Origin of the sequence: Streptomyces muensis (assembly GCF_021474425.1) — a bacterium.
GTDB lineage: Bacteria > Actinomycetota > Actinomycetes > Streptomycetales > Streptomycetaceae > Streptomyces > Streptomyces muensis.
Window position 1 is genome coordinate 46,153 of record NZ_JAKEIP010000024.1, and the last position, 18,041, is coordinate 64,193.

The 18,041-nt window shown below is 71.8% G+C and carries 20 protein-coding genes and 1 riboswitch; of the genes, 10 read left to right on the forward strand and 10 right to left on the reverse strand.

All coding sequences use genetic code 11. From position 1 onward, the window contains the following. Positions 1–85: 85 nt before the first annotated feature. Positions 86–2,584 carry a helix-turn-helix transcriptional regulator gene (locus L0P92_RS09655; RefSeq protein WP_372497225.1) on the forward strand — a complete coding sequence of 833 codons (2,499 nt, stop codon included), beginning with the start codon at positions 86–88 and terminating at the stop codon, positions 2,582–2,584. A gap of 94 nt (positions 2,585–2,678) precedes the next feature. Here the strand turns inward: L0P92_RS09655 and bioD are convergent, their stop codons facing one another. Genes bioD through bioB form a run of 3 tightly spaced genes read right to left on the reverse strand, consistent with a single transcriptional unit; the run spans position 2,679 to position 5,896 of the window. Further along, entirely contained in the window at positions 2,679–3,395 is a 717-nt protein-coding gene (gene bioD / locus L0P92_RS09660; RefSeq protein WP_234762114.1) for a dethiobiotin synthase, read from the reverse strand. A 1-nt stretch (position 3,396) separates the two neighbouring features. Beyond that, entirely contained in the window at positions 3,397–4,695 is a 1,299-nt protein-coding gene (locus L0P92_RS09665) for an adenosylmethionine--8-amino-7-oxononanoate transaminase (protein WP_234762115.1), read from the reverse strand. Next, positions 4,688–5,896 (reverse strand): biotin synthase BioB, encoded by a 1,209-nt coding sequence (gene bioB / locus L0P92_RS09670; protein ID WP_234762116.1) that lies wholly within the window; start codon positions 5,894–5,896, stop codon positions 4,688–4,690. The genes L0P92_RS09665 and bioB overlap by 8 nt, the downstream gene beginning before the upstream one ends. A gap of 146 nt (positions 5,897–6,042) precedes the next feature. On the opposite strand from bioB, the gene L0P92_RS09675 reads away from it, so the two are divergent. Beyond that, positions 6,043–7,170 (forward strand): 8-amino-7-oxononanoate synthase, encoded by a 1,128-nt coding sequence (locus L0P92_RS09675; RefSeq protein WP_234762117.1) that lies wholly within the window; start codon positions 6,043–6,045, stop codon positions 7,168–7,170. 102 nt (positions 7,171–7,272) lie between these two features. Here L0P92_RS09675 and L0P92_RS09680 read toward each other — a convergent pair whose 3' ends face one another. Continuing rightward, positions 7,273–7,500 (reverse strand): DUF397 domain-containing protein, encoded by a 228-nt coding sequence (locus L0P92_RS09680; protein WP_234762118.1) that lies wholly within the window; start codon positions 7,498–7,500, stop codon positions 7,273–7,275. A 9-nt stretch (positions 7,501–7,509) separates the two neighbouring features. Continuing rightward, positions 7,510–8,379, reverse strand: coding sequence for a helix-turn-helix domain-containing protein (locus L0P92_RS09685; protein WP_234762119.1), 870 nt, complete (start codon positions 8,377–8,379; stop codon positions 7,510–7,512). A 213-nt stretch (positions 8,380–8,592) separates the two neighbouring features. Between L0P92_RS09685 and L0P92_RS09690 the strand changes: the two genes are divergently transcribed. Continuing rightward, positions 8,593–9,036, forward strand: a complete 444-nt coding sequence (locus L0P92_RS09690) for an ATP-binding protein (RefSeq protein WP_234762120.1) — start codon at positions 8,593–8,595, stop codon at positions 9,034–9,036. A 57-nt stretch (positions 9,037–9,093) separates the two neighbouring features. Here the strand turns inward: L0P92_RS09690 and L0P92_RS09695 are convergent, their stop codons facing one another. Continuing rightward, entirely contained in the window at positions 9,094–10,014 is a 921-nt protein-coding gene (locus tag L0P92_RS09695; RefSeq protein ID WP_234762121.1) for a LysR family transcriptional regulator, read from the reverse strand. Between the two features lie 97 nt (positions 10,015–10,111). On the opposite strand from L0P92_RS09695, the gene L0P92_RS09700 reads away from it, so the two are divergent. Continuing rightward, the gene (locus tag L0P92_RS09700; RefSeq protein WP_234762122.1) at positions 10,112–10,726 is read left to right on the forward strand and encodes a LysE family translocator; all 615 of its coding nucleotides are present in this window, start codon (positions 10,112–10,114) and stop codon (positions 10,724–10,726) included. Between the two features lie 65 nt (positions 10,727–10,791). On the opposite strand, the gene L0P92_RS09705 is transcribed toward L0P92_RS09700, so the two are convergent. From L0P92_RS09705 to L0P92_RS09715, 3 genes are all read right to left on the reverse strand, one after another. Continuing rightward, positions 10,792–11,265, reverse strand: coding sequence for a C40 family peptidase (locus L0P92_RS09705; protein ID WP_234762123.1), 474 nt, complete (start codon positions 11,263–11,265; stop codon positions 10,792–10,794). Positions 11,266–11,268: 3 nt separating this feature from the next. Then, positions 11,269–11,401: riboswitch (cyclic di-AMP (ydaO/yuaA leader) on the reverse strand. A 419-nt stretch (positions 11,402–11,820) separates the two neighbouring features. Beyond that, positions 11,821–12,129 (reverse strand): hypothetical protein, encoded by a 309-nt coding sequence (locus tag L0P92_RS09710; RefSeq protein WP_234762124.1) that lies wholly within the window; start codon positions 12,127–12,129, stop codon positions 11,821–11,823. A 7-nt stretch (positions 12,130–12,136) separates the two neighbouring features. Next, complete coding sequence (locus L0P92_RS09715; protein ID WP_234762125.1) at positions 12,137–12,772, reverse strand: ATP-dependent Clp protease proteolytic subunit; 636 nt, start codon at positions 12,770–12,772, stop codon at positions 12,137–12,139. Positions 12,773–12,840: 68 nt separating this feature from the next. Here L0P92_RS09715 and L0P92_RS09720 point away from each other — a divergent pair, with 68 nt between their 5' ends. Beyond that, positions 12,841–13,128: a type II toxin-antitoxin system Phd/YefM family antitoxin gene (locus tag L0P92_RS09720; RefSeq protein WP_217214062.1), complete on the forward strand. Its 288-nt coding sequence runs from the start codon at positions 12,841–12,843 to the stop codon at positions 13,126–13,128. Positions 13,129–13,218: 90 nt separating this feature from the next. Here L0P92_RS09720 and L0P92_RS09725 read toward each other — a convergent pair whose 3' ends face one another. Further along, on the reverse strand, positions 13,219–14,238 hold the full coding sequence (locus L0P92_RS09725; protein ID WP_234762126.1) for an ABC transporter permease: 1,020 nt from the start codon (positions 14,236–14,238) through the stop codon (positions 13,219–13,221). Between the two features lie 117 nt (positions 14,239–14,355). Between L0P92_RS09725 and L0P92_RS09730 the strand changes: the two genes are divergently transcribed. The 5 genes from L0P92_RS09730 to L0P92_RS09750 form a co-directional block, all read left to right on the forward strand. Continuing rightward, a complete protein-coding gene (locus tag L0P92_RS09730) occupies positions 14,356–15,003 on the forward strand; it encodes a TetR/AcrR family transcriptional regulator (protein WP_234762127.1) in 648 nt (215 codons plus the stop codon). 113 nt (positions 15,004–15,116) lie between these two features. Then, positions 15,117–15,419 (forward strand): urease subunit gamma, encoded by a 303-nt coding sequence (locus L0P92_RS09735; protein ID WP_028808600.1) that lies wholly within the window; start codon positions 15,117–15,119, stop codon positions 15,417–15,419. An 11-nt stretch (positions 15,420–15,430) separates the two neighbouring features. Further along, positions 15,431–15,742 (forward strand): urease subunit beta, encoded by a 312-nt coding sequence (locus tag L0P92_RS09740; protein WP_234762128.1) that lies wholly within the window; start codon positions 15,431–15,433, stop codon positions 15,740–15,742. After that, on the forward strand, positions 15,735–17,456 hold the full coding sequence (locus L0P92_RS09745) for an urease subunit alpha (protein ID WP_234762129.1): 1,722 nt from the start codon (positions 15,735–15,737) through the stop codon (positions 17,454–17,456). The genes L0P92_RS09740 and L0P92_RS09745 overlap by 8 nt, the downstream gene beginning before the upstream one ends. Positions 17,457–17,469: 13 nt before the next feature. Then, a partial coding sequence (locus L0P92_RS09750) for an urease accessory protein UreF (protein WP_234762130.1) occupies positions 17,470–18,041 on the forward strand: 572 nt, incomplete at its 3' end.

The window sequence follows — 18,041 nt, forward strand, 5'->3', positions numbered from 1 at the left end:
GGAGTGTCAAGCGGGTCTACGCGCGCCGCATCGGCGAAATCGCCGGTCTTTACGGTTCAATTAACTCGCCAGTAACGTCATTTGTGTGGTGACTCCGGTGAACCCCCCGCCTCTTGACCGCACTTCGCCACCGCGACCGGCCGAAGCGTGGCGCCAACTGGCCGCCCCGCTCCCCGAAGGCGTCCGGGTACGGGTGCTGCGTGCGGTTTACGGCGATCCGCGTGCCGCCGTCGAGGCGGTCCCGCTCCTGACCGACCGCCAGGCCGCAGGCATCGACCCGCTCCCGACGGACCCCGCCGCACTGGCCCCGCTGCTGCTGCGCGAACGCCGGGCGGAGATCAGGACGTTGCCGGACGAGACACGTCTGTTGCTGCTGCTCGCCGCGGCCGATCAGTACCCGGTCCCCACGGACGCCTTCCTGCGCGCCGTCATGGCCGCCCGCCTCGACACCCGGTCCCTGGACGCCGCGGAGTCGGCCGGGATCGCGCACGCCGGAGCGGGCGGGGTCGTGTTCCGCGACGCGTGGACGCGGATCGCGGCGTACGAGAGCGGGTCCCCGGCCGACCGCCGTGACGTCCACCGTCTGCTGGCCCGCGTGCTGGGCGGCGCGGGCGAGACACCGTGGCGCTCCTGGCACCGGGGCGCGGGCGCGCTCGGGCCCAGCGGCCGACTGGCGGCGGAACTCGGCGCCGCCGCGCACAAGGCGGGTACGGGAGGGCGGCTCTCCTTGGCACGGGCCCTGGCGGAGCGCGCCGCCGTGCTCTGCCCCGACCCGGCCGAGCAGGCCCGCCTGGTCGCCCGCGCCGCCGCCTACGCCTGGCTGTCCGGCGACGGCGACCGGGCACGCGGGTTGGCCGCCGCCCACGCCGACGACGCGCTGACCGGGGTGCTCGCGCTGCGGGCTGGGAACGCGTCGGAGGCGTTCGACGCGTTGCTGACGGGGGTGGTGGGCGGGGGTTCACGGGCGATGCTCGTGGGTCCGGACGACGGCGTGGGGTCTGGAGCCGGAGCGGCTGACGCCGGGGTGGACGAGGCCTCCCGGGCGACCACCGGCAGGGCATCCTCACGGCTCACGGCCCGAGCCCAAGCCGGATCCGCGGTTGTTCCCGCAGTTACCGCCGGTGCCGCCGTCACCGCCGATGTCGCCGATCCTGCCGGTGTCGCTGATGCTTCCGTTGCCGCCAACACGGTGCGCGCACCGCACGCGGCCCGTCTCGTCTCAACTGCCGCCGCCCCAGCAGGCGTCCATGTCTCCGCACCCGCCTCGGCCCGTGCCGACCACCTCCTCGCCCGCGCCACCGAAGCCGCGATCTACACGGGCGACCTGCGCCGGCTGCGCGAGGCGACGCAGGTCGCCGATCGGCTCGGGCTCGTGCCGCCCGGCACGCTCGGCGGGCTCGTGGCCGCGTTCGACGGGCGGTATGCGGACGCGCGTGACCTGCTGAGTGCGGCGGCCGCGCAGTGCGGGCCGGGCGGTGATCCGACCGTCCTGATCCACGCCGGGATCGCCGACCTGCTCCTCGGCGACCACACCCGCGCGGCCACCGCGACCGTCCGCGCGGCCGCCTCCGCGCGGGCCAGGGGCACCCCGGTGGCCGTGGCGCAGGCGATGGAGTTCCGTGCGTACGCCGACTTCTGGACGGGGCGCCCGCGGGCCGGCGAGGCCGCCGCGCTGGACGGGCTCTGGCAGGCCCACGCCACCGGTCAGGACAACGGGGCCTGTCATCTCCGGGCAGCCCTCGCGATGTTCGCGGCGCTCACCGCGGACGCGGACCTCTGCCGCGAACGCGCCGCGACGGCACGGTCGTACGCCCTCGCCCACGGCCTCGGCCTGCCCGCCGCGCTCGCCCAGTGGGCGCTCGCCTTCCTCGACCTGAGCAGTGGCCGCTTCGATGCCGCTGCGGCACGACTGCGTGCCCTGGCCGGATTCGGGCCCGGACACGGCCACCGCGCCATCCGCCATCTCGCCACCCCGCACTACGTCGAGGCGGCCGTCCGCACCGGTGACACCCGGGTCGCCCGGGTCGCGCACGCCGACTACGACCGTTGGGCGAACGCCGTACGCAGCCCCGACGACCTCGCCCTCAGCGCCCGCTGCCGCGCCCTGCTCGCCCCCGGCGCCGAAGCCGTGGACCACTACCGCACGGCCCTCGGCCTGCACTCCCGCGGCACCCGCGACTTCGAACGCGCCCGTACGGAGCTGCTGTTCGGCAGCGCCCTGCGTCGACTGCGCCGCCGCACGGAGGCCCGCGACCGGCTGCACAGCGCCCTGGAGGCGTTCGACTCCTTCGGCGCCCCGCACTGCGCGGCCCAGGCCCGCACCGAACTCCGCGCCCTGGGCACTCCGGCGCGCAGCGGCGCCGACACCCCGACCGCCCATCGCCTCACAGCCCAGCAACTCCTGATCGCCCGGATGGCCGCCGAGGGCGCCACCAACCGCGAGATCGCCGCCCGTCTCGCCCTGAGCCCCCGCACCATCGACCACCATCTGCGCGGCGTCTTCACCCGGCTGGGCATCCGCTCCCGCATCGAGCTGGTGCGGATCGTCACCGAGACCGACGGGAACGACGCAGTCCAGACCTAGGAGAAGTCGCGGGCGAACCCGGCAAGGTTCTGCGGACAGGCCCAAATCTCAGGCGTCATCCGACCTTCCACGAGGCTCTGACATCCAGACCTCGTCAGGGCGCCTCCCGCCCCCGGAACCCCTCCGCGTCCCACGTCCCGAACAGCCGCGGCGCAAGCCAGCCCGGCGCCCCGGCGCGGAAGTCGGCGGGCGTCAGCGCCCCCGCGCCCGCCGGAACCGCGCCCAGCAGCGGTGCCGCCGCCACGTCCGGCAGGTCGGCGACATTGCAGCGCGACGCCAGATCGGGTGCCTCGGGCCAGCTGCCGATCACGACGCCGAGCAGGTCGAGCCGCCGGCGGCGCAGTTCGCGTGCCGTCAGCTCCGTCGTGTTCAGTGTGCCGAGCCCCGCCGACGCCACCACCAGGACCGGCGCCGCCATCACCTCGGCCGCGTCGGCCAGGGTGCCGCCCGCCTCGTCGAAGCGGACCAACAGCCCACCCGCCCCCTCCACCAGCACCAGGTCGTGCCCGGTGGCCAGCTTGGCGGCGGCCTCGGCGATCTCGTGCGGCCGCACGGGGGCGAGACCGGCCCGTCGCGCGGCCGTCGCGGGGGCCAGCGGCTCGGGATAGCGGGCGACTTCCGCGGTCGTCACGGCGCCCGCGAGGCGCGCGACCTCCTCCGCGTCCCCGCGCTCGTCCGGCCGTACGCCCGTCTGCGCGGCCTTCAGCACCGCCACCGACCGGCCCGCCGCCACCGCGGTCGCCGCGACGGCGGCGGTCGTGACCGTCTTGCCGACCTCCGTGCCCGTGCCCGTGATCACCAGTACCGGCATGTCAGCCCTCCCGCGCCGCCGCGCACACCGCGCGGGCGATCCGTGCGAGGTCCGCGTCACCCGTGACGTACGGCGGCATCGTGTAGACGAGGTCGCGGAACGGCCGCAGCCACACGCCCTCGCGCACGGCGGCGGCCGTGGCCGCGCGCATGTCCACGCCGTGGTCGAGCTGGACGACCCCGATGGCACCGAGGACCCGCACGTCCTTCACGCCCGGAATGTCCGCCGCGGGGGCCAGTCCTTCCCACAGCCCGGCCTCGATCCGCTTGACCTCGGCCTGCCAGTCCTGGCCGAGCAGCAGCTCGATCGAGGCGCAGGCCACGGCCGCCGCCAGTGGATTGCCCATGAAGGTCGGTCCGTGCGCCAGCACCGGAACCTCGCCCCGTGAGATCCCCTCGGCCACCCGCGAGGTGCACAGCGTGGCCGCCATCGTCATGTAACCGCCGGTCAGCGCCTTGCCCACGCACATCACATCCGGCGTCACCGCCGCGTGGTCCGCCGCGAACAGCGCGCCCGTGCGCCCGAACCCGGTCGCGATCTCGTCGAGGACGAGCAGTACGTCGTGCGCGTCGCACGCCTCGCGCAGCACCCGCAGATACGCGGGAGAGTGGAAGCGCATGCCGCCCGCGCCCTGCACGACCGGCTCGACGATCACCGCCGCCAGGTCGTCGGCGTGCCGCTCGATCAGCGACCGCAGATGGTCGGCGTACGACTCGTCGTACTCCGTCGGCGGCGGGTCCGCGAACACCTGCCGCTGCAGCACACCGGTCCACAGCTCGTGCATCCCGCCCTCGGGGTCGCACACCGACATCGGCTGCCAGGTGTCGCCGTGGTAGCCGCCGCGCCAGGTCAGCAGCCGCTGCTTGCCCGGCCGGCCCAGCGAACGCCAGTACTGCAGGCACATCTTGACCGCGACCTCGACCGACACGGACCCGGAGTCGGCGAGGAACACATGCTCAAGGCCGTCGGGCGACATGTCGACAAGGAGCTTCGCCAGTCGTACGGCGGGCTCGTGCGTGAGCCCGCCGAACATGACATGGCTCATGCGCGCCAGCTGCTCGTGCGCGGCCTCGTTGAGCACCGGGTGGTTGTAGCCGTGGATCGCCGACCACCAGGACGACATGCCGTCGACCAGCTCACCCGAGCCGTCCGCCAGTTTCAGCCGCACGCCGCTCGCCGACTCCACGACCAGCGGCTCGACACGGCCGGGCATGGGGCCGTACGGATGCCAGACGTGCCGCCGGTCGAGCTCCAGCAGCTCGGGCACGGTCAGCTCGGGCACGGCGCGCGGGTCAGGCATTGGGCGCGAGGTCCGTTCCGGCACCCCGGCGGCGTACGGCGACCAGGTCGGTGCGCGGCTCGTTGCCCGGGACGGCAGCGGCGGCGGCAGCGGCCGTACCGCACACCCCGCCCCCTTCGTGCGACCCGCACCCGGCGCTCTCGTGGGACCCGCAGCCCGCGGTCTCGTGCGAACCACAGCCGCCGCCGACCCGGTCCACCCGGTGCTCAGGCAGCGTCACCTGGTCGGCGCCCTCCACCTCGAAGCCGGCGTCCGCGATCATCTCCAGGTCGGCCTTGCCGGCCTGGCCCTCGGTCGTGAGGTAGTCACCGAGGAAGATCGAGTTGGCCAGGTGCAGGGCGAGGGGCTGCATCGTGCGGAGGTGGACCTCCCGGCCACCGGCGATCCGCACTTCGACGTCCGGACAGACGAAGCGGACCATCGCCAGGATGCGCAGGCAGCGCTGCGGGGTGAGGTTCCACTCCTTGGCCAGCGGGGTGCCCTCGACCGGGATCAGGAAGTTGACCGGTACCGAGTCCGGGTCCAGCTCGCGCAGCGAGTAGACGACGTCGACCAGGTCCTCGTCGCTCTCGCCCATGCCCGCGATCAGACCGGAGCAGGCGGACAGACCGGCCGCGTGCGCCTTGTTCACGGTGTCGACACGGTCGGCGTAGGTGTGCGTGCTGGTGATCTCGCCGTAGGTGGCCTCGGAGGTGTTGAGGTTGTGGTTGTAGGCGTCGGCGCCGGCCTCGCGCAGCCGCTCCGCCTGGCCGTCGGAGAGCAGTCCGAGGCAGGCGCACACCTCGACGCCCTCGTTCTGCTCCTTGATCGCCTTGATGGTGCCCGCGACCCGGTCCACGTCACGGTCGGTCGGGCCGCGCCCGGACGCCACCAGACAGACTCGCTTGGCGCCACCCGCCAAACCGGCGGCCGCGGCCTGGGAGGCCTCGTCGGGCTTCAGCCAGGTGTACTTCAGGATGCCGGTGGTCGAGCCGAGGCGCTGGGAGCAGTAGGAGCAGTCCTCGGGGCACAGCCCGGACTTCAGGTTGACGAGATAGTTGAGTTTCACCCGTCGGCCGAACCAGTGCCGGCGCACCTTCCCGGCCGCGGCCACCACATCGAGCAGGTCGTCGTCGGAAGTGGCGAGGACGGCCAAGGCTTCCTCGCGGGTCGGCAGCTCGCGCCGAAGCCCCTTGTCCACCAGCGTGTTCAGCAGGTCCATGGGAGCTGATCCTTACGCACGGAGGGCCTCCGAGCCAAGGAGACTTCGGACAACCCTGTCACTTCGATGTGTGGGTATTGCCACACCGTGGGCCGTCGACCCCGCGACTAGTGTCTGTGCACTGCCTACAAAAGCCCGGAGGAGTCATGGCGTTCGGCTGGATCGACGAGCAGGCGGAACTGCGCCGCCGCGCCGGACTCGTACGGACCCTGCGCCCACGCCCCGCCGAGTCGCCGCTCCTCGATCTCGCGAGCAACGACTACCTGGGTCTGGCCCGCCATCCCGAGGTCACCGAGGGCGCGGCGCGGGCCGCGCGGACGTGGGGCGGCGGCGCGACCGGGTCCCGGCTCGTCACGGGCACGACGGAGCTGCACGCCGAGCTGGAGCGCGAGCTTGCCGACTTCTGCGGCTTCGAGGCGGCCCTGGTCTTCTCGTCGGGCTATGCGGCCAACCTCGCCGCGGTCACCGCGCTGGCGCCGCACGGCTCGCTGATCGTCTCGGACGCGGGCAACCACGCCTCGCTGATCGACGGCTGCCGACTGGCCCGGGGCACGACACAGGTCGTGGCGCACTCCGAACCGGACGCCGTGCGCAAGGCGCTCCATACGTACGACGGTCCCGCCGTCGTCGTCTCCGACACGGTCTTCTCGGTCGACGGCGACGCGGCCCCGCTGGCCCGGTTCGCCGAGGTGTGCCGGGAACACGGCGCCGGTCTTGTCGTCGACGACGCCCACGGCCTTGGCGTGCTGGGCGACGGCGGCCGTGGAGCCCCGCACGCCGCGGGGCTCGCGGGCGCCGACGACGTCGTCGTCACGGTCACGCTGTCCAAGTCGTTCGGCAGCCAGGGCGGCGCCGTCCTCGGCCCCGCCCGGGTCATCGACCACCTGGTCAACGCTGCCCGGACGTTCATCTTCGACACGGGCCTCGCCCCCGCTGCGGCGGGCGCGGCCCTGGCGGCACTGAGGTTGCTGCGCCGTGAGCCGGAGCGCGCGGCACGGGCGCGCATGGTGGCGAGCGAACTGCACACGCGGCTGACGGCCGCGGGTCTGGAAGCCGTACGTCCGGACGCCGCGGTCGTCTCCGTGCGCGCGCCGTCCCCCGAAGAGGCCGTGCTCTGGGCGGCCGACTGCCGTGCGGCGGGCCTCGCCGTGGGCTGCTTCCGTCCTCCCTCCGTTCCCGACGGCATCTCACGGCTGAGGCTGACCGCCCGCGCGGACCTCTCCGAGGGGCAGATCGAACGCGCTGTACGGGTGATCGGCGAGACACGACCATGAGTCGGCGTGACACGGCCCTGCCGTCGCATCAGTCGGAACTGATCAGAGTGGGATCGATCAGAAAGTAGATCGATCAGAATCGGTCGGACTTGATCGGTGTGGTCAGGACTGGAACGCGGTCGTGAAGCCCGTCCAGCTCTCGGGGGAGAAGAGCAGCGCGGGTCCGGCCGGGTCCTTGGAGTCGCGCACGGCGAGCAGCCCGGTCCACGGGCCGGAGTGCTGCCGCGCCGTCTCGACGCAGTTGTTCGCTCCGGTGCTGTAGCTGCTGCGCAGCCATCGGGCACCGAGCAGATCGGTACTTGAGGTCACGTTCCGAGGCAGTGCGGTCATGGTGCCTCCTTACGCGCCGCCGGCGAGCGCGGCGATGTAATCCATCGATTCCTCGGGCGAAAGGGCGTGGATCCGAAGGGCGTTGAAGGCCTCCGTGTAGGCCTGGAGGTCTTCTTTCCGTTCGAGATAGAGGCTACTCGTCAAGTGGTCGAGAACAACCACATCCAGATCAGAAGTGCGCGAAAATGAGAAGATAACGAAAGGCCCGGTGATGCCGACATGCTCACCGGCCGCGAACGGCAGTACCTGCAACCGGACTTGGGGCAACCGCGCCGCCTCCACCAGCCGTCCCAGCTGCCGCGCCATGACCTCCGGCCCGCCGATCTCCCGGCGCAGCACCGCCTCGTCGAGCACCGCGCTCAGCTCCAGCGGCGGATCCACGCGCAGCACGTCCTGCCTGGCCAGACGGACCGCGACCAGCGCCTCCAGACGTTCGTCGGCGTCGTCGTCGAGCCCGCCCACCGCGGCCCGGGTCACCGCCCGCGCGTACTCGGGCGTCTGCAGAAGACCGGGCACCACGGAGGTCTCCAGCGTGCGCATCGCGCTCGCCTGGGACTCCAGGCTGATGAAGTCGCGGTACGTCGGCGGCAGCACTCCGCGGTACGCGTGCCACCAGTGATGACGACCGCCACCCTCGTCCGAGCCCGCCAGCACCAGCAGCAACTCCCGTAGCCGGGCGTCCTGTACGCCGTAGGCGTCGAGCAGTAACCGCACATCGGCCGGTTTCACCCCGCTGGCGCCGGTCTCGATCCGGCTCACCTTGGACTGGTGCCAGCCCACCAGCCGGGCCGCCTCACCACTGGTGAGCCCCGCCCCGGTGCGCAACGCACGCAGTTCCGCGCCCAGTTTCCGGCGGCGCACCGCGGGACCGTGCTGCATGGGCAACTCCTTACTCCAACCGAGCCGCCCAAATACGCTCTGCCGTCGCAGAGTTCACCGCTTCGAGCGACAGATATATGCATATCTTGGTGGATCGCCACTCCTGACGGTCGCGGTAATGGCAGTCTGGCGACGAAGCACCAGTCCGGGACCGTACTCGAACCCTCCGCTCCGTGTCGGACTGCGGTCCCGTGGGAAAGGGACGACGTCGCCATGGCAGATCATCTGGAAGCATCCGTCACTCTGCCGAGCGATCCCGCCTCGGTCTCCGCGGCCCGGGACTACGTGGTCACCACTCTCGCCGAGTGGGGACTGCCACCGGAGACGGAAGTGGCCGACACCATCCGCCTGATCGTCTCCGAACTCACCACCAACGCCGTACAGCACACCCTCGGGCAGTCACCCACCTTCACGGTGGACCTCGCGCTCGACCGTGACGAACACCTGCGCATCGGGGTGACGGACAGTCATCCCCGGTTTCCCAAGCGGCTGCCGGCCGCGGTTCAGCAGGACAACGGGCGCGGGATGGTCATCATCCGCTGGCTGACGGCGGAGTGTGGCGGCAGGCTCAGAGTGCGGCCTACGCGGGAGGGTGGGAAGACGGTTTCCATTGAACTGCCCTGGACTGTGCCGGTGCCTGCGGCGCCTGAGCCGTGAGGGGTTGTGTGTTGTCTGCGGGTCCGTTGTGGCTGGTCGCGCAGTTCCCCGCGCCCCTTAGGGTTGGGACTGCTGGGCTCTGTTGAAAGTGGCCCCCAGCACTGCTCGGAAGGCGTCCGCCGCGGGTGTCGTCTCTTCCTCGCGGTATGCGATCGAGATCGTACGGCGCAGTTGCCCGCCCTCCAGCGCTCGTACCCCCACCGGAGTCACCGATGTGCGCGCCACCATCTCCGGTACGACCGCCACTCCCAGGCCCGCGCTGGCCAGCGCGCAGACCAGTAGGTAGCCCGGTGTCGGGACGAGTACCGAAGGGGTGGCCCCGGCTCTGGTCAGGGCCGTCTCGACAGCCCGGCGGGCCGGAGCGTCCGGGGCCATGCTGATCAGGGGCTGGTCGGCGAGTTCGGTCAGGGGCAGCCGTGCGGTGCCGGTGGTGAGGGCGTGGCCCGGGGCGGACACCAGGACGAGTTCCTCGACGAGGATCGGCTCGACGGTGATCGAGGCGGGGAGCGGGGGCGGTTCTCCCGGTTCGTAGGCGTGTGTCAGGGCCAGGTCGATCTCGCCCGCCGCCACCGCCGCGACACCGGCCGACGGTTCGTAGTCGGCGACCGTAAGCTCCACGTCCGGATGGGCTCGGCGAAAGGCGCTGAGAGCCGGGGGCAGGAGGTGGATGCCTGCCGTCTGGAAGGTGCCCAGTCGGAGGGTGCCGCCGGTCAGGCCGGTCAGTCGGGCCAGTTCGTGCCGCGCTCGTTCCAGCTCGTCGAGCACTCGTCGTGCCCGGGCCACCAGCAGCTCGCCGGCACCCGTCAGCCGGGCCCCGCGGTGGTGCCGTACCAGAAGGGCGGTGCCTGCCTCGCGCTCCAGCTTGGCCAGCTGCTGGGAGAGGGCGGGCGTGGTGTAGCCGAGCCGCTCGGCGGCCCGGGTGATCGAACCCGCCTCCGCGACCGCCACGAGTGCGGCGAGCCGGACCGGGTCGTACATCAGAGTCCCTGGGGTGGAGTGGGTTAAGTGATGCTTTAGGCACTCCCAGGATATTCGAAATACCTGCTGAAGGCTCCCACGCGGCAGGCTGACGGACATGGACGCATCGCTCATCGCCTTCACCGGGGTCTCCGCCGGCCTGGTCGCCATGCCCGGGGCCGACTTCACCGTCGTCGTACGCAACGCCCTGGTCTCCCGCCGGGCCGGCATCGCCTGCGCGCTCGGGATCGGGGCGGGGCTGCTGGTGCATGTGACGCTGGCGGTGGTGGGGGTCGCCGCGGTGCTGGCCGCCGTGCCGGCGCTGTTTCGTGCGCTCCAAGTGGTCGGCGGCGTCTATGTGTTGTATCTCGGTGTCCAGACGCTGCGGCAACGGCGTGCCGAGGTCGTGGAGGAGCGCGAGGGCTCCACCGCGCGACCGCTGCGGCAGGGCTTCGTGACCAACGCCCTCAACCCGAAGGCGTCCCTGACCTTCCTCAGCGTGCTGCCCCAGTTCGTGCCCGCGGGCGCTCCCGCGCTGCCCCGGACCCTGCTGCTCGCGCTGATCGTGCTCGCGATGGCCCTGGTGTGGTTCCAGGTGGTCGCGCTGCTCGTGGATCGGCTCGGCAGGTGGCTGCGTCGCCCGCGGGCCGCCCGGGCCGTCACGACCGTCACCGGCGCCGCGCTGACGGTCTTCGGCGGTGCACTGCTCGCGGGGCCGCTGTCGGCGCTGTGAGGGCCGTCTGATGGCCCCGGCGGCGGTGACGACGTGTCAGGCCGCCGTCACCGCCCCCGGGAAGGTCACTTGACCCGGCCGTACCAGACGCTCCTGGTCCAGATCTTCTGCAGCTTCACCACGTCCCCGCTCTTCGGGGAGTGCCAGATCTTTCCCTTCCCGGCGTAGATGCCGACGTGGTAGACGTACGACCCCGAGTGGAAGAACACCAGGTCTCCGGCCTTGCGGTTCTTGGCGGAGATGTGGCGGGTCTTGTTGTACTGCTGGGCCGCCGTACGGGGCAGTTTCTTGCCCGCCTTCTTGAACGAGTACAGCGTCAGCCCGGAGCAGTCGAATCGGTTCGGCCCCGTGGCGCCCCACTTGTACGGGGAGCCCTTCTTGGAGGCCGCGACCTGGAGTGCCTTCGTCGCCGGCGTGGCCGCTTCGGCCTCGGGGGCGAAGCCGGGTGCCACTATCGAGCCGCCCACCGCGGCGATGGTGAGAGCCGAGGCCGTTCCGGCCCGGGCCATGAGCGACGGGACACGATTGAGCGCAGTCATGCGCAACCCTTCGTCAGCCGCCTGTGAAGGATGACCTGTCGGATTCGGGCTGGCGAAGTTGCCCGGCCGCGTTGCCGCGGCTTCACCCCAAGGGTTGCTCGGCTCGAACGAACGTCCGCTCCGGCGACCCGTCTTGCTCGGGTCCTCCACTCCTGCCGATCCACTCCTGTCGACCGGTCATCCGGGCGGCGGCAGGACTCGGCGTCCGCCCGGACCGCCCCGCCGCTGTGGCGGGGGCTTGTCGTCAGACAGGGATCTTGACGCACGGTTGAACGAAAATCCCAACGGAACCGGGGATTTGTGGCGTTACTCACCACTCACCCGTTCGGGTGGACACCCCCCTGTTCGAGTGGGTGTCCAGGCGCCCAACGAGCCCCGGACCAGGGACGGAACGCCGGATTCCGACTCGGGGTCATGCCCGTTGTGCAACCTTGACGGGCGCGCAAAAGGAGACGTGGCTACGCCGAAAGGGGGTACGTCGTTTGGTGCGTTTCAGCTCCGTTCCGGACGCCTCGTCAGTGGGTCGAGACGTCCGGAACCGGTCTGTACACGTCGTCAACTGTCCGAGCGCGGCGGCACCGTGACGCGAGCCGTGCGGCGCTCTCCGTCCAGCACGCGCAACGCACGCGCCAGCGTGGGAGCGTGCAGCTCCGTCTCGCCCCGCTGATGCATCAGCGCCAGCGCGTCCCGGAGCTCGACGGCCCTGCTCACGAGCGCCTGGGCGGCGCGCAGTCCGCTGTAGGTGTCGCCGTGCCGGCCCGGGTTGATCCGGCCCAGCAGGTCCACGGCGTCGAGGTAACGGTCGATCAACTCGCCCTCCGCGCGGGTCAGCGCGGGCAACGGCGGCAGCTCGGGTGGAAGCACCGGCCGATCACCGCCCCGTGGGCGGCGCGAGGGTGGTCTTGCGGCTGGGGATGATCGCGTCCACCAGCCCGTACTCCAGCGCCTCCTGGGCGCTGAGGACCTTGTCCCGCTCGATGTCCTCGCTCACCTGCTCGCGGCTGCGTCCGGAGTGCAGGGCGAGCATCTCCTCCAGACGGGTCCGAACACGCGTCAGTTCGGCGGCCTGGATGGCCAGATCGCTGGCCTGGCCCTCGATCGGCTCGGGCAGTCCCGGCTGATGGATCACCACCCGGGCGCCCGGCAGCGCGAATCGCTTGCCCGGCGTGCCCGCGGCGAGCAGCACCGCGCCGGCCGCGCCGGCCTGGCCCAGGCAGATCGTCTCCACGTCACAGGTGACGTACCGCATGGTGTCGTAGATCGCCGACATGGCGCTGAACGAGCCGCCCGGCGAGTTGATGTACAGCGAGATGCCCCGGTCGGGTTCCTTGTGCTCCAGGTACATGAACTGGGCCATCACGTCGTTCGCCGAGATGTCGTCGATCTGTGTGCCGAGGAAGACGATCCGCTCCTCGAGCAGCTTCGAGTAGGGGTCCTGCGTCCTGGTGCCGGTGCTCGTGCGCTCCGTGAACTCGGGCAGCACATGGCGGGCGGTCGGTCGGGTCATGGCTCACGCTCCCTTGGCGGGGTGCCTGTAAAAAATGTACAGGACGTACATGACGTAATGTGGGGAGCATGGCCTACGAGATTCCGGTGACGCAAGCCAGGGCTGAGCTCGCCGATCTGATCAATCGCGTGGTGTACGGCGGTGAACGCGTCGTCGTGACGCGGCACGGAAAGCCCCTCGTCGCCCTTGTCTCCGCCGCTGACCTGGAGCGACTGGAGAAACTCGGAGAGCCGGCGGAACTCGCCGAGGAGCAGGTGATCAGCGCGGTCTCCAGCGTCCGCGAGGTCGCTTCCGCTCCTCGCGAACGGCAGCGCTTCGGTATCGCCGCCGAGCATCGGGGACCGAGCCCCTCGTAGCGCCCGCCGCCCGGGCCACCGGAAAGCAAAGGACCGTGCACCCCCGTCCGCTACAGCGGGGGTGCACGGTCGCTTCGGTGTGCCGATCGGTCAGCCGACGGTGGCCGGCTCCCTCTCGGTCGTGGGCTCGGTGCTCGTCGTACGCGCCTTCCTGAGGGTGCTGCCCAGCAGCACGGCGCCCAGGCCGAGCGCGGCCCACCAGGCCAGCGTCAGGGCCGGGCCGGTCGCCGCGGCGCCGTCGAAGAAGGACACCGAGCGCAGCAGGGTCGTCCCCGCGCCGGGCGGCAGCCACTGACCGATCACGCCGACCGGCTCGGGCAGCATCTGCGGCGCCGAGGCGGCCCCGGAGAAGGGGTTGCCGACCAGCATCACGACCGCGGCCATGAGGCCGACGCCGGCCGGCCCGACCAGAGCGGCGAGACCGGCGACGGCGGCGCTCACGGCCAGCGTCGTCAGGCCGAACACCCCGGCCTCGGCCCACCAGTCGCCGGTGAGAACGCCCAGCCAGCTGTGCGCGAGCGAGGCCGCGATCACGCCGATCAGCGCGGCGGCACCGACCAGGCCGCCCACGGCACGGACGCCCCGCAGTCCGAGCAGGGTCACCGCCGCGCCGGCCGCCAGGCCGGCCAGGGCGAGCGGCAGGACGCTCGCGGTGAGGGCGGAGCCGCGCGGGTCCGACGTGGGCGCGGGCACGACGTCGACCGTCCTGACCTCCGTGCCCTGGCCGGCGGCCTGCTGTGCCACCGCCTGCTGGAGCAGCTGGGCGACGGCCGGACTCGCGGCCGACGCGGTCAGCAGCTTCGGGCCCTGCGGGGCGACGACGACAGCGCCGTACACGGTCCGGTCCTCGACGGCCTCCCTGGCGGCGGCCTCGTCGGCGTAGCGGTGGATCTCGAACGCGCCCTCGTGCCGTGTGAGTTGCCGCTCCACCTGGGCGGTGGCGGCGGTCGGCCCGGCCACCGCGAGAGGCAGGTCGCGGGGAGCGGTGCGGGCGGCGGGCCAGGCGAAGGCCCACAGGGCGAGGGCGGCGAGGACGGGGACGAGGAGGACGACCGCGACCAGACGCCGATGTGCGGTGCTCCTGGGCGGTGTAGCGGAGGGGGTGGTCATGAGGGCTCCCTCGGGGAGGTGGCGTAAAAAGAAGGATCGTTCGTTTTGCTTGTGCCTCCACGGTCCTGCCGCCCGTCGCACTTGTCAAGAAGGAATGTTCGTTTTACTTTGTGGACCATGGCACGCGTATCCCAGGAGCACCTCGACGCCCGCCGCCGGCAGATCCTCGACGGTGCCGCGCGGCTCTTCGCCCGCAACGGCTTCCACGCCACCTCCATGCAGGACGTGCTGAAGGAGGTCGACCTGTCGGCAGGCGCGGTGTACCGCTACTTCAGCGGCAAGGACGAGCTCATCGCCGCGATCGTCAAAGAGGTGCTCGGCGAGATCCGCGCGGCCTTCGAGGACGTGTCCCGGCACAGCCCGCCTCCGCCGCCGGACATCCTGGTCGGCCTGGTCCTGGGACGGACCCTGCGCGTCTGGCCGTCCCTGAACAGCGACGGTGAAGCACTGTTCCCGCGCCTGATGCTGCAGGTCTGGGCGGAGACCGTGCGCAACGAGGAGCTGGCGGCCGTTCTGACGGAGGTGTACACGGAGCTGCGCGAGAGATGGGTGCTGGCCGTCGAGGCGTACCAGAAGGCCGGGATGATGCGGTCGGACATCCCCGCGGAACACGCGGCACGCACCATGATCGCCGCGGTGCAGGGGTTCATCGCCCAGCAGGCCCTCTTCGGGGCGGCGCCGGTGGAGGTCCTCCAGGACGGTCTGCGGGCGCTGACCAGCATGCGGGACGAAGGAACCGCAACCGGTGGATCACAGCTCGGTTAACTTGCTCGAAACGCGGTCCAACTAGCCTGCCCATCCACGCCACCAGGCACTTTGCCACGTGGCCGCGGCAACCGGACCCCGCACGGTCCGGAGCGAGGACTGTGAGGTGGGACGTGCAACTGACCCCGCACGAGCAAGAGAGGCTGCTCATCCACGTGGCGGCCGACGTGGCCGAGAAGCGCCGCGCCCGTGGGCTGAGGCTGAACCACCCCGAGGCGGTCGCCCTCATCACGTCGCACATCCTCGAGGGCGCCCGGGACGGCCGTACGGTCGCCGAGCTCATGTCCTCCGGACGCAAGCTGCTCACCAGGGACGACGTCATGGAGGGCATCCCCGAGATGATCCACGACGTCCAGGTCGAGGCGACCTTCCCGGACGGCACCAAGCTCGTCACCGTCCACGACCCGATCGTCTGACGGGGGCTGCCGTGATTCCCGGAGAGATCCTGTTCGCTTCCGACCCGATCGTCTACAACGAGGGCCGTGACGTCACCCGGCTGACCGTCCTCAACGCCGCCGACCGGCCCGTCCAGGTCGGCTCCCACTACCACTTCGCCGAGGCCAACCCCGGCCTGGAGTTCGACCGCGCGGCAGCCCGCGGCAAGCGGCTCAACGTCGCCGCCGGCACCGCCGTGCGCTTCGAGCCCGGGATCCCCGTCGACGTCGAACTCGTCCCGCTGACCGGCGCCCGCGTGGTGCCCGGACTGCGCGGCGAGACCGGAGGTGCCCTCGATGCCTGAGATCTCCCGTGCCGCGTACGCCGACCTGTTCGGGCCGACCACCGGCGACCGCATCCGGCTCGCCGACACCGATCTGCTCGTCGAGATCGAGGAGGACCGCAGCGGCGGTCCCGGGCTCGCCGGGGACGAGGCCGTGTTCGGCGGCGGCAAGGTCATCCGCGAGTCCATGGGCCAGTCCCGGGCCACCCGCGCCGACGGCACCCCCGACACGGTGATCACCGGCGTCGTGATCATCGACCACTGGGGCATCGTCAAGGCCGACGTCGGCATCCGCGACGGCCGGATCACCGGCATCGGCAAGGCCGGCAACCCCGACACCATGGACGGGATCCACCCCGACCTCGTCATCGGCCCCGAGACCGAGATCATCGCCGGCAACGGGCGGATCCTGACGGCCGGCGCCATCGACGCGCACGTCCACTTCATCTGCCCGCAGATCGCCGACGAGGCGCTGTCCTCCGGCGTCACCACCCTCGTCGGCGGCGGCACCGGACCCGCCGAGGGCTCCAAGGCGACCACCGTCACGCCCGGCCCGTGGCACCTGGCCCGGATGCTGGAGGCGATGGAGCAGTACCCGCTCAACATCGGCTTCCTCGGCAAGGGCAACACCGTCTCCCACGAGGCGATGCTGTCCCAGATCCGAGGCGGCGCGCTCGGGCTGAAGCTGCACGAGGACTGGGGCTCCACGCCCGCCGTCATCGACGCCTCGCTGACCGTCGCCGACCGGACCGGCATCCAGGTCGCCATCCACACGGACACGCTGAACGAGGCGGGCTTCGTCGGTGACACGCTGGCGGCCATCGCCGGACGCGGCATCCACGCGTACCACACCGAGGGCGCGGGCGGCGGGCACGCGCCGGACATCATGACCGTCGTCTCCGAGCCGCACGTGCTGCCCAGCTCGACCAACCCGACCCGGCCGTTCACCGTCAACACCGCCGAGGAACACCTCGACATGCTGATGGTGTGCCACCACCTCAACGCGGCCGTGCCCGAGGACCTCGCCTTCGCCGAGTCGCGGATCCGGCCGTCGACGATCGGCGCGGAGGACGTCCTGCACGACCTCGGCGCGATCTCGATCATCTCGTCGGACGCGCAGGCCATGGGCCGGGTGGGCGAGGTCGTCATGCGGACCTGGCAGACCGCCCATGTGATGAAGCGGCGCCGCGGCGCGCTGCCCGGCGACGGGCGGGCCGACAACCAGCGGGTGCGGCGGTACGTCGCCAAGTACACGATCAACCCGGCGCTCGCGCAGGGCCTGGCCCGCGAGATCGGCTCCGTGGAGAGCGGCAAGCTCGCCGACCTGGTGCTGTGGGAGCCGGCGTTCTTCGGGGTCAAGCCGCAGCTCGTCATCAAGGGCGGGCAGATCGCGTACGCGCAGATGGGCGACGCCAACGCCTCGATCCCGACGCCGCAGCCGATCCTCCCGCGGCCGATGTACGGGGCGATCGGGCGGGCGCCCGCCGCCAACTCGTTCAACTTCGTGGCGCCGCTGGCCATCGAGGACGGGCTTCCGGAGCGGCTCCAGCTCGGCAAGCGGTTCGTGGCCATCGAGTCGACGCGTGGGGTCACCAAGGCCGACATGCGGCAGAACGACGCGCGGCCCGAGGTGCGGGTGGACCCCGACAGCTTCGCCGTGCACATCGACGGGGAGCTGGTGGAGGCCGCGCCGGCCGCCGAACTGCCCATGGCCCAGCGGTACTTCCTCTTCTGAGAGCCGGGATCCCATGTCACGGGCAGCACTACTCGTCCTCGCCGACGGCCGCTTCCCCGCCGGAGGGCACGCGCACTCCGGCGGGGCCGAGGAGGCCGTCAAGGCCGGGCGGATCACCGGGGCCGCGAGCCTGGAGGACTTCTGCCGGGGGCGGTTGCACACGGCGGGGCTGGTCGCGGCCTCGCTCGCGGCGGCGGCCGCGGTCGGGGTGGACGCGGTGGCGCTGGACGCGGCGGCCGATGCCCGGACGCCGTCGCCCGCGCTGCGGGTGGCCGCGCGGAAGCTGGGGCGGCAGTTGATGCGGGCCGCTCGGGCGACGTGGCCGTCCGGTGAGCTGGATGACCTTGCTCGGCGGTTTCCGAAGGGGGCCCATCAGCCGGTGGTGCTCGGGGTGGCCGCTCGGGCCGCGGGGTTGGGGGCCGTCGAGGCGGCTTACTGTGCGGCGTACGAGAGTGTGAGTGGGCCGGCCAGTGCGACGGTGCGGTTGTTGAGTCTTGATCCGTTCGACGCTACGGGGGTGTTGGCGCGGTTGGCGCCGACGGTGGATCTTGTGGTGGATCGGGCTGTGGAGGCGGGGCGGCGGGT

Coding starts and splice junctions, on each gene's coding strand:
- bioD (WP_234762114.1), bottom strand. CDS start 3,395: ATGCCGGTACTGGTGATCACGGGCACGGGCACGGAGGTCGGCAAGACG.
- L0P92_RS09665 (WP_234762115.1), bottom strand. CDS start 4,695: ATGCCTGACCCGCGCGCCGTGCCCGAGCTGACCGTGCCCGAGCTGCTG.
- bioB (WP_234762116.1), bottom strand. CDS start 5,896: ATGGACCTGCTGAACACGCTGGTGGACAAGGGGCTTCGGCGCGAGCTG.
- L0P92_RS09675 (WP_234762117.1), top strand. CDS start 6,043: ATGGCGTTCGGCTGGATCGACGAGCAGGCGGAACTGCGCCGCCGCGCC.
- L0P92_RS09680 (WP_234762118.1), bottom strand. CDS start 7,500: ATGACCGCACTGCCTCGGAACGTGACCTCAAGTACCGATCTGCTCGGT.
- L0P92_RS09685 (WP_234762119.1), bottom strand. CDS start 8,379: ATGCAGCACGGTCCCGCGGTGCGCCGCCGGAAACTGGGCGCGGAACTG.
- L0P92_RS09690 (WP_234762120.1), top strand. CDS start 8,593: ATGGCAGATCATCTGGAAGCATCCGTCACTCTGCCGAGCGATCCCGCC.
- L0P92_RS09695 (WP_234762121.1), bottom strand. CDS start 10,014: ATGTACGACCCGGTCCGGCTCGCCGCACTCGTGGCGGTCGCGGAGGCG.
- L0P92_RS09700 (WP_234762122.1), top strand. CDS start 10,112: ATGGACGCATCGCTCATCGCCTTCACCGGGGTCTCCGCCGGCCTGGTC.
- L0P92_RS09705 (WP_234762123.1), bottom strand. CDS start 11,265: ATGACTGCGCTCAATCGTGTCCCGTCGCTCATGGCCCGGGCCGGAACG.
- L0P92_RS09715 (WP_234762125.1), bottom strand. CDS start 12,772: ATGACCCGACCGACCGCCCGCCATGTGCTGCCCGAGTTCACGGAGCGC.
- L0P92_RS09720 (WP_217214062.1), top strand. CDS start 12,841: ATGGCCTACGAGATTCCGGTGACGCAAGCCAGGGCTGAGCTCGCCGAT.
- L0P92_RS09725 (WP_234762126.1), bottom strand. CDS start 14,238: ATGACCACCCCCTCCGCTACACCGCCCAGGAGCACCGCACATCGGCGT.
- L0P92_RS09730 (WP_234762127.1), top strand. CDS start 14,356: ATGGCACGCGTATCCCAGGAGCACCTCGACGCCCGCCGCCGGCAGATC.
- L0P92_RS09745 (WP_234762129.1), top strand. CDS start 15,735: ATGCCTGAGATCTCCCGTGCCGCGTACGCCGACCTGTTCGGGCCGACC.